This is a genomic window from Pseudoduganella sp. RAF53_2, assembly GCF_052113985.1.
Taxonomy (GTDB): domain Bacteria; phylum Pseudomonadota; class Gammaproteobacteria; order Burkholderiales; family Burkholderiaceae_D; genus Rugamonas.
Genome location: NZ_JBFRDW010000171.1, coordinates 1 through 9,676, shown reverse-complemented (window position 1 = coordinate 9,676; position 9,676 = coordinate 1). Strand labels below are relative to the sequence as shown.

Genomic DNA, 9,676 nt, shown 5'->3' with positions numbered 1-9,676 from the left:
CCATCCGCGTGCGCACCTTCGCGCTAACCGTTCAAGACCCGCTGCTGCGCCGCGCCCTCGATGTGGTTGCGGACGAAGAGGCCCGCCACCAAGTCGTGCTCTCCAAACTGGTTGAGGCTTACGGCATCAAGCTTGCTCCCGAACCCGACTATCCACCGCCGGATGATCCGGAATGGGGCTGGCTGGTCACCGGCTACAGCGAATGCATCGACAGCTTCTTTGCCTTTGGCCTGTTTGCTGCGGCCAAACGCTCCGGTTACTTCCCGGCCGAACTGGTGGAGACTTTTGAGCCGGTGATCCAGGAGGAAGGCCGCCACATTCTGTTCTTCGTCAACTGGGCCGCGTGGTACAAGCGCCAGCTGCCATGGTGGCGCCGTCCTTTGTTTGCGCTGAAGGTGATGCGCGTATGGGCTTTCCTGATCTGGGAGCGCATCGGCATTGCGCGCGGCATCGATGCCGATGGCAGCGCGAATGACGCCAACTTCACCATGACCGGATCGGGCGCGGTGGCCGATCCGCTGGAGCCGAAGGCATTGATTGCCTTGTGCCTGGAAGAGAACGAGCGGCGCATGGCGGGCTACGATACGCGCCTGCTGCGCCCGAACACCGTGCCGCGCCTCGCCAGTCTCGCGCTCAAGTTCCTGCGCTAATGCAGATAGCCTTCGGCGCGGAACCAGCCCAGGGCGTCGCTTAGACCTTCGCGATATGGACGCGGCGCATAACCCAGCTCGCGCTGCGCCTTCGCTGAAGTGAAGAACATACGGTAGCGCGACATCTTCAGACCGTCCACGGTCAGGAAAGGCTCACGCCCCGTCAGCCGCGCCGCGCCTTCGGCAAGATGCGCCAAAGGATAGAGCGGCCAGCGTGGCAGTTCCACGCTTGGCGCACGGCGCCCGCTCAGCGACGCGATCTCGCCGAGAATTTCGCGCAAGGTGGCATCCTGCCCGCCAAGAATGTAACGCTCGCCCACGCGTCCACGCTCCAGCGCCAGGAAGTGCCCCTCGGCGCAATCATCCACATGCACCAGATTGAGCCCCGTATCGACAAAGGCCGGCATCTTGCCCGACGCCGCTTCCACAATAATGCGCCCGGTCGGTGTTGGACGAACATCACGAGGCCCTACTGGCGTTGAGGGGTTAACGATTACCGCAGGCAGCCCCTGTTCGGCGATCATCCGCTCCACCAGCCGCTCGGCCATCACCTTGCTGCGCTTATAGCCGCCGATGGCTTCCTCGGCCGCCATACCCGCATCCTCGGCAACCGGCGCGGTCGCGCCAGCCACGCGCAAGGTCGCCACGCTGCTGGTATACACCACGCGCTCAACGCCGGCGGCCAGTGCCGCTTCCATCACCGCGCGCGTGCCTTCGGTATTGGCCCTTACGATTTCCTCGGAGTCGGGCGCCCACAAGCGGTAGTCCGCAGCCACATGGCATAAATACCTTACACCCCGCATGGCTTCACGCATCGACGCCGCATCGCGCATATCGCCCACGACCACCCGTACGGGTAACCCGTCCAGGTTGCGGCGCGGGCTGTTGGCGCGCACCAGCACGCGTACCCGCAGGCCCCGATCCAGCGCCTTGCGTACTACGGCTGAGCCAAGAAAACCGGACGCGCCGGTCACAAGAATGTCATCTTCGACCATGAAGTTTCTGCTTGGAGACAAAAAGTAGGTTGCGAAAAGTGCACACAATCCGATACCGGTATATAGTAAGTCCTGTTGTGCCATAAATGTTGTTATTTTCAGTAAACACATTGAGCTGGACGTCCGGAAAGAAGGGAGTCTCTGATGCAGGTGATTCTTGCCCAACCGCGCGGGTTCTGTGCTGGTGTAGTGCGAGCGGTCGAGATTGTGGACCGCGCACTGATCAAGTTCGGTGCCCCCGTCTTTGTGCGCCACGAGATCGTGCATAACAAGCACGTGGTCGAAGGCTTGCGACGCAAAGGCGCGGTTTTTGTCGAGTCCTTGGAGTCTGTACCGAAAGATGCGGTCACAGTCTTCAGCGCCCACGGCGTGCCCGCTTCGGTGGAAGCCGAAGCCGAGGATCGCCAGTTGCGGCCGATCGATGCCACCTGCCCACTCGTCATCAAGATCCACAACCAGGGCCGCCAATATGCTGCAAGCGGCCGCACTGTGCTCCTGATCGGCCACGCAGGTCATCCAGAAGTAATAGGCACCATGGGCCAGATCCCCGGCGAGGTGATCCTGGTCGAAACCGAAGCCGACGTCGCCACACTCGCATTGGATAACGATGCGCCGCTGGCCTACGTCACCCAGACCACGCTCAGCGTGGACGACACGAAAAACATCATCTCTGCGCTGGAAAAGCGCTTCACGAACATCGTCGGTCCCGATACCAAGGACATCTGCTACGCGACCCAAAGCCGGCAAAGTGCAGTGCGCCAGCTAGCAAAGCTGGTTGATGTTATCCTCGTGATCGGCGCCACCAACAGCTCCAATTCGAACCGCCTGCGTGAGATCGGAACGGAGATGGGTGTGCCAAGTTACCTGATCGCAGATGGCAGCGAGCTTGACCCGGCCTGGGTCCGCGGTGCCAATGTGGTCGGCGTTACGGCCGGTGCTTCGGCGCCGGAAGCCATGGTGGAGGATGTGCTGAATGCCCTGCGCAAGCTAGGTCCGGTAAATGTCTCTACAATGGACGGCAAGGAGGAACACGCTGAGTTCCGCCTGCCTGCCGAACTGGCTGATGTACAGCCGGTTTCTGTCTGAAGATTTTTTCTGGATTTTTCTGGAGGCTGATTTTGGCGATACCTCTTCTGCAGGCTGTCCGCGTGGGCAGCTACATCGTGCGCCAGCAACTGTCTGGCCGCAAGCGCTACCCGCTGGCCCTGATGCTGGAACCGCTCTTCCGCTGCAACCTCGCTTGTAATGGCTGCGGCAAGATCGATTATCCGGACCCTATCCTGGACCTGCGCTTGTCGATCGAGGAATGCCTGCAGGCGGTGGATGAATCGGGAGCGCCGGTGGTGTCGATTGCAGGCGGCGAACCGCTGCTGCACAAAGATATGCCGGCTATCGTGAAGGGCATCATCGCCCGCAAGCGCTTCGTCTACCTTTGCACCAATGCCCTGCTGCTGGAAAAGAAGCTGGACCAGTATGAACCCAGCCCTTATTTCGTCTGGTCCGTTCACCTGGACGGCGACCAGAAAATGCACGACCACTCGGTGTCGCAGGAAGGCGTGTACGACCGCGCTGTGGCCGCGATCAAGGCCGCCAAGGCACGCGGCTTCCGCGTCAACATCAACTGCACGCTGTTCAACGATGCGGTTCCGGAGAATGTCGCGAACTTCTTCGACACGCTGAAAGACATGGGCGTGGACGGCATTACCGTGTCGCCGGGTTATGCCTATGAACGCGCGCCGGATCAGGAACACTTCCTCACCCGTTCCAAAACGCGCCAGCTGTTCCGCGATATTCTTGCGCGCGGCCGCGGCGGCAAGAATTGGGCGTTCAGCCAGTCGTCGCTGTTCCTGGACTTCCTGGCCGGGAACCAGACCTACCATTGCACGCCTTGGGGCAATCCGGCGCGCACCGTGTTTGGCTGGCAGCGTCCCTGCTACCTGCTGGGTGAAGGCTATGCCGCCACCTTCAAGGAGCTGATGGAAGAAACCGATTGGGATGCATACGGCACCGGCAATTACGAGAAGTGCGCGAATTGYATGGTCCACAGCGGCTACGAAGCTACTGCGGTGACCGACACCATCAAGAATCCGCTGAAAGCCATGATGGTCAACCTGCGCGGCGTGAAGACCGATGGCCCGATGGCGCCGGATATCGCGCTCGACAAGCAGCGTCCTGCGGAATTCAACTACAACAAGGAAGTTGCGATCCGCCTGGACGAAATCGGCAACCGCAAAGCTGCAACACGCGGCGCCGCTGCTCCTGCTGCCGCTCCCGCCGAGGCAGGAGGCCGCTAATGGACACGGCAGTGCTGGCCGGCGGCGCGCTCAGCGCAGCCGCCACGGCCTATGCCCTGCTCGCCACGCTCGCCACCACGCGCGCGCGCCATGCCCGTTCGCCCGCGCTCGGCACCGCAGCCGCGCAAAATTCCGCCATCGACGCGCCGGCGTCAGTTCGCGTGCCGTCCATGCCGTCGGACGCACTGGTTGCTGCGCACCCGGTCACGGTGCTTAAGCCGCTGTGCGGAGCGGAGCCGCGGCTGTATGAGAACCTGGCGACGTTCTGCCAGCAATCGCATCCGTCCTACCAGCTCGTGTTCGGCGTGCGGGATGCGAACGATCCCGCAGTCACCGTGGTGCGCCGCCTGCAAGCCGACTATCCGCAGCGCGATATTGCGCTGGCAATCGATCCAGCTACGCACGGCAGCAACCCCAAAGTCAGCAACCTGCTGAACATGATGCCGCACGCCCGCCACGACTGGCTCGTGCTGGCCGACAGCGACATCGCCGTGCCGAACGATTATCTGGTGCGCGTCACCGCCCCGCTGGCCGACGTAAAGACCGGTGTCGTCACCTGTTTATATAAAGGCCGCGCCGCCGCTAAAGGCTGGCCGCAACTCGGCGTGCAATTCATCGACGACTGGTTCGCACCATCCGTGCACGTCGCCCACGCCGGCGGCTCGCGCAGCTTCGCGTTCGGCGCAACGATTGCGCTGCGACGCGACGCACTGAACGCCATCGGCGGCTTCAGCGCATTAAAAGACCGCCTGGCCGACGACTACTGGCTCGGCGAACTCACGCGCCAGCAAGGCCTGACGACCGTACTCTCCGACGTCGTGGTAACCACCGACGTCACCGAAAAAACCCTGAAGGACCTGTGGCGCCACGAGCTGCGCTGGATGCGCACGATCCGCTCGCTGAACCCAGCAGGTTTCGCCTTCACCTTCATTACGTTCACCTGGCCAATGCTCCTGCTCGGCCTCGCGATCGCGCCCGGCCAGACCGGCTGGGCACTGCTGCTGGCCGGCGCCATTGTGCGCAGCTGGCAAGCCGGTTCCTTCAGCGCCGCACTGCGAGCCCCGCTGCGCGACGCCCTGCTGCTGGCCGAATGGGCCGCCGCCTTGAGCGGCTCGCGCGTTCGCTGGCGTCAGCAAACCTTGTCCGTGCATGATGCACAACCGCTTCCCGAAAGGTCGCAATGAAAACCTTATTTCTGCAGGCACCTTCCTTTGACGGTTTCGACGGCGGCGCCGGTTCGCGCTACCAGGCCAAACGCGAAATCAAATCGTTCTGGTATCCGACCTGGCTGGCCCAGCCTGCGGCCATGGTGCCGGGCAGCCGCCTGCTCGACGCGCCCGCCGATGAACTGACCGTCGAACAGACGCTGGAAATCTGCGACGAGTATGAGCTGATCATCATCCACACCAGCACGCCGTCCTTCCCGACCGACGTGAAGTTCGCCGAAGCGCTGAAAGCGCGCAAGCCTTCGTTCCTGATTGGCCTGGTCGGCGCAAAAGCTGCCGTGGAACCGGATGCGACCCTGGGTGACAGCCCGGCCATCGACTTCATCTGCCGCGAAGAATTCGACTACACGTGCAAGGAAGTGGCGGAGGGACGCCCGCTGTCCGAGATCACGGGCCTGAGCTACAAGCTGGCCGACGGCACGATCAAGCACAACCCGCCGCGCGAGATGATCGAGAACATGGACGAACTGCCTTTCGTCGCACCGATCTACAAACGCGACCTGAAGGTGGAAAATTACTTCATCGGTTACCTCAAGCATCCTTACGTCTCGATCTACACGGGCCGCGGCTGCCGTTCGCGCTGCACCTTCTGCCTGTGGCCACAGACCGTGGGCGGCCACCGCTATCGCACCCGTTCGGCCGAAAACGTGCTGGCCGAGGTCAAATGGATCAAGGAGAACATGCCGGAAGTGAAGGAGATCATGTTCGACGACGACACCTTCACCGACTTCCGTCCACGTGCTGAAGAAATCGCACGCGGCATGGGTAAGCTGGGCATGATGTGGTCCTGCAATGCCAAGGCCAATGTCCCTTACAGCACTCTGAAGATCATGAAGGAAAACGGCCTGCGCCTGCTGCTGGTAGGCTACGAATCCGGCGAYGACCAGATCCTGCTGAACATCAAGAAGGGTCTGCGCACCGATATCGCACGCCGCTTCACGTCCGACTGCCGTGAACTGGGCATCACGATTCACGGTACCTTTATTCTCGGCCTGCCGGGCGAAACCCAGGATACGATCGAGAAGACCATCCGCTACGCACAGGACATCAATCCGCACACCATCCAGGTGTCGCTGGCCGCGCCGTATCCCGGCACCACGCTGTATCAGCAGGCCATGGAGAATGGCTGGCTGAAGGACCGCAAGGTCATCAGCCTGGTGAACGACCAGGGCGTGCAGTTGTCGGCACTGAGCTATCCGCATCTGTCGCGCGAAGAGATTTATCACAGCGTGGAAGTGTTCTACAAACGCTTCTACTTCCGCCCCAGCAAAATCTGGGAGATCGTGCGCGAGATGCTGGGCAGCTGGGAAATGACCAAGCGCCGCCTGCGCGAAGGTGTCGAATTCTTCCACTTCCTGCGATCGCACGAGGCCTGAGCTGTCTTCGCCTGACACAGCGGCCTCGCCGCGCGGCTTGATCTTCACGGCGGACGACTTCGGTCTGCACGCCGCCGTGAACGAAGGTGTCGAACTGGCGTACCGCGACGGCGTCCTGAACGCCACCAGCCTGATGGTTTCCGCTCCCGCCGCGGCCGATGCCGTCGCGCGTGCGCGGCGCCTGCCGGGCTTGCGCGTCGGTCTTCATCTGGTTCTGGCCGATGGGGCGCCCACACTCTCCCCTGCCGCTGTCCCCGCACTGGTCGATGCACACGGCCGGTTCAGTGACGATATGGTAGGCAACGGCGTTCGCTTCTTCTTCCTGCCCCATGTACGCCGTCAGCTCGCGGCGGAAATCCGCGCGCAGTTTGAAGCCTTTGCTGCGACTGGCCTGCCGCTCGATCACGTCAACTGCCACAAGCACTTCCATTTGCATCCGACGATTCTGTCGCTGATCCTGCAGATCGGCCGTCAGTACGGCATGCGCGCGATTCGCCTGCCGCTGGAGGCAAGCGCGCCGTGGTGGCTGCGGCCGTGGCTATTGCTGCTGCGCCGCCGTCTGCGCGCAGCGGGCATTGCGCATAATGATTACGTGGTCGGTATCGAGTCCAGCGGCGCCATGGACGAAGCAGCCGTGCTGGCCGCTCTCTCGCGGCTCGGTCCCGGCGTCACCGAAATCTACTTCCACCCCGCCGTCGCCAGCGCCGTGCCGATCACCTCCACCATGTCCGACTACCGCCACGCCGACGAACTGGCCGCCCTGCTGTCCCCCCGCGTCCGCGCCGCCCTCGACGCCCTCGCTCTCCCGCGCGGCGGCTTTACCGACGTGCTGCTTTCCGGCTCGCCGCTTTCCCGCCGCGCCGCGCCGCCTCAGCCCGTCGACGCCATTCCCGCGCGCCACGCGCACAACAATGCGCTATGCGATCCCGCGCACCACACGCACAGCGATGCGCCAAGCAATCCCGCGCACCACGCGAACACCGACGCGCCAGGCGATCCCGCGGCAGTCCGCGCCGACGTGGCCAGGCCGCAGGACGCCATCGCCGCGATGAGTTCCGGAAGCGATGCACCACGCGCCCCAGCACCCGTTGGTGCCGACGGCGCCGTTCCGCTGCGCGTGCCTGCTTCGACCCGGGGCGACATCGCAGCGGCGCACGACGCTGCAGCGGCTGGTGAGCCAGCGGGCGGCACCGGCCCTCTTGGGCGCGCTGTACGATGAAGCGGCTGGCTTATCTGTTTGCGCTGGTTGGCCTGGTTGGCCTGACTGCGCTGGTCATTCATGAAGGTGCAGCGGATGTGATGAGCGTGGTCGCCCAGGCTGGCTGGCCGCTGCTCCTGCTGCTGCCGCTGCACGCGCTGCCGCTCCTGCTGGACGCCCAGGGTTGGCGCACCTTGCTGCACGCCGCCCTGCCGCACGAGCGCGCGCCGCTCCCCTTCCTGTGGTGGACCGCGATGGTGCGCGAAGCCGTCAACCGCCTGCTGCCGACTGCCAGTGTCGGCGGCGAACTGGTTGGCATCCGCCTCGCGCGATTAAGAATGAGCGACACCGGCGCCATCGCCGCCAGCATCGTCACGGAAGTGATGGTCACCATGTTCTCCTACTACGCCTTCACCGTGCTGGGGGTGCTGGGACTTCTGATGTCCATCGACGGCAYCCGTTACGGCTGGGCGATCATCGGCGGCCTGGTGCTGTCGCTGGCCGGGCCAATCATCTTCGCCCTCGCCCTGCACCACGGCGCCATCTTCGCAAGACTCGGCGGCCTGGCGCAAAAAGTCTTCGGCGACCAGTTCGGCGCACTGGGCGACGGCGCGAAACTCGACGCGCATATCAAATCGCTGGTGCGGCGTCCCGGCGTCCTGCTTACGGCAATGGCATGGCAGTTGGGTGGATTGTTGCTGGGTACTGCGGAAGTGTGGTTCGCCTTGACCCTGCTTGGCCATGAGGCCACGCTGTGGCAAGCCTTATTCATTGAAGCGCTGACGCAGGCGGCGCGGCAAATGGCTTTCTTTGTGCCGGCGGGCCTCGGCGTGCAGGAAGCGGTGGTGCTGATGCTGGGCGAAATCCTCGGCATCAGCTCCGAGATCGCGCTGTCGCTGGCCCTGGTCAAACGTGCGCGGGAAATCCTGTTCGGCGTGCCGGCACTGCTGTCATGGCAATGGCTCGAACTGCACCGATGGAAGCGCAGCAGCGGCCCGCGCGAGGCCGCCCCGTGAACTCAGGCGCCAGCCTTGTTGTGGCGGTCGAGGAACTTGAGCAAACCGTCCACCCCATCGCGCGCCACGATATCGGCAAACTGCTTGCGATAGATCTCGATCAGCCAGGCGCCCATCATATTGATGTCGTAAATCTTCCAGCCGTTCTGGGTGCGCGTGAGGCGATATTCAATCGCCATATCCTCGCCATTGGTCACCACATGCGTCTGCACGACGGTGTCGTTCGCGCTGGCCCCACCTTTCACGGGCACATACTGGAACTTCACGTTCTGCTCGCGCATCTGCGACAGCGACAACGCATAGGTCTTCACCAGCAAAGCCTGGAACTGCTGGAACAACTGCTGGCGTTGCTCAGGCGTGGCGGTACTCCACGCCTTGCCAACAGCAAGCTTCGTCGTGTATTGGAAGTCCGTATAAGGCAGGAACTTCTGCTGCACGACGGCTGTGATCTTGGCCATATCACCACCGCGGGTGGCGGGATCGGACTGGATGGTCCCCACCACGTTTTCCACGGCGGCACGTACCAGCGCGTCCGGTGTGGCCTGGTTCTGGGCCAGCGCGGGCGCGGCCGCCAGCACGGCGGCAAGAGGCATCAGGGCTGCATAGTTTTTCATAGGCGGCTTCACTCAACAATGCCGCGGAACGCGGCGGTCCGTCCCAGTATAACGCGCTTGCCCGCGCAACGTTGGCATGATTGCCATGAGAACGGCAGCTGCTGCTATACTGGTTCTTCCATTTCACGCCGCGAGCCAGCCGCCCACTGCTCATGCTGACAGCACTGCTCATCCGCCTGGTCCGTATTGCCGTGCACCGCGCCGGGATCACGATCGCCGTCGCCTCGGTGCTTACTCTACTCAGCGGTATATACGCAGCCCGGCACTTCGCCATCGACACAGACATTGACCGCCTGCTGGAGTCGAA

7 protein-coding genes and 2 pseudogenes are annotated in these 9,676 nt (G+C 63.1%); 7 read left to right on the top strand and 2 right to left on the bottom strand.

The genetic code is table 11. From position 1 onward, the window contains the following. A pseudogene (locus AB4Z11_RS12360) lies at positions 1-650 on the top strand (ferritin-like domain-containing protein); the annotation flags it as partial. Here the strand turns inward: AB4Z11_RS12360 and hpnA are convergent. Then, positions 647-1,645: a hopanoid-associated sugar epimerase gene (gene hpnA / locus AB4Z11_RS12355; RefSeq protein ID WP_442025545.1), complete on the bottom strand. Its 999-nt coding sequence runs from the start codon at positions 1,643-1,645 to the stop codon at positions 647-649. The pseudogene AB4Z11_RS12360 and the gene hpnA sit on opposite strands and share 4 nt — an antisense overlap. 144 nt (positions 1,646-1,789) lie before the next feature. Between hpnA and ispH the strand changes: the two genes are divergently transcribed. The 6 genes and pseudogenes from ispH to AB4Z11_RS12325 all read left to right on the top strand — a co-directional run bounded on the left by ispH (position 1,790) and on the right by AB4Z11_RS12325 (position 8,755). Beyond that, complete coding sequence (ispH, locus tag AB4Z11_RS12350) at positions 1,790-2,731, top strand: 4-hydroxy-3-methylbut-2-enyl diphosphate reductase (RefSeq protein WP_442025544.1); 942 nt, start codon at positions 1,790-1,792, stop codon at positions 2,729-2,731. Between the two features lie 32 nt (positions 2,732-2,763). Beyond that, entirely contained in the window at positions 2,764-3,939 is a 1,176-nt protein-coding gene (gene hpnH / locus AB4Z11_RS12345; RefSeq protein ID WP_442025543.1) for an adenosyl-hopene transferase HpnH, read from the top strand. Then, positions 3,939-5,123 (top strand): bacteriohopanetetrol glucosamine biosynthesis glycosyltransferase HpnI, encoded by a 1,185-nt coding sequence (hpnI, locus tag AB4Z11_RS12340; protein WP_442025542.1) that lies wholly within the window; start codon positions 3,939-3,941, stop codon positions 5,121-5,123. The genes hpnH and hpnI overlap by 1 nt, the downstream gene beginning before the upstream one ends. Then, a complete protein-coding gene (hpnJ, locus tag AB4Z11_RS12335; protein ID WP_442025541.1) occupies positions 5,120-6,541 on the top strand; it encodes a hopanoid biosynthesis associated radical SAM protein HpnJ in 1,422 nt (473 codons plus the stop codon). Before hpnI ends, hpnJ begins: the two co-directional genes overlap by 4 nt. 1 nt (position 6,542) lies before the next feature. Continuing rightward, positions 6,543-7,400, top strand: a pseudogene (gene hpnK, locus AB4Z11_RS12330) (hopanoid biosynthesis-associated protein HpnK); the annotation flags it as partial. A 356-nt stretch (positions 7,401-7,756) separates the two neighbouring features. After that, positions 7,757-8,755: a lysylphosphatidylglycerol synthase domain-containing protein gene (locus AB4Z11_RS12325; protein ID WP_442025540.1), complete on the top strand. Its 999-nt coding sequence runs from the start codon at positions 7,757-7,759 to the stop codon at positions 8,753-8,755. 2 nt (positions 8,756-8,757) lie between these two features. Here the strand turns inward: AB4Z11_RS12325 and AB4Z11_RS12320 are convergent, their stop codons facing one another. Continuing rightward, complete coding sequence (locus tag AB4Z11_RS12320) at positions 8,758-9,369, bottom strand: MlaC/ttg2D family ABC transporter substrate-binding protein (protein ID WP_442025539.1); 612 nt, start codon at positions 9,367-9,369, stop codon at positions 8,758-8,760. Positions 9,370-9,676: the final 307 nt, after the last annotated feature.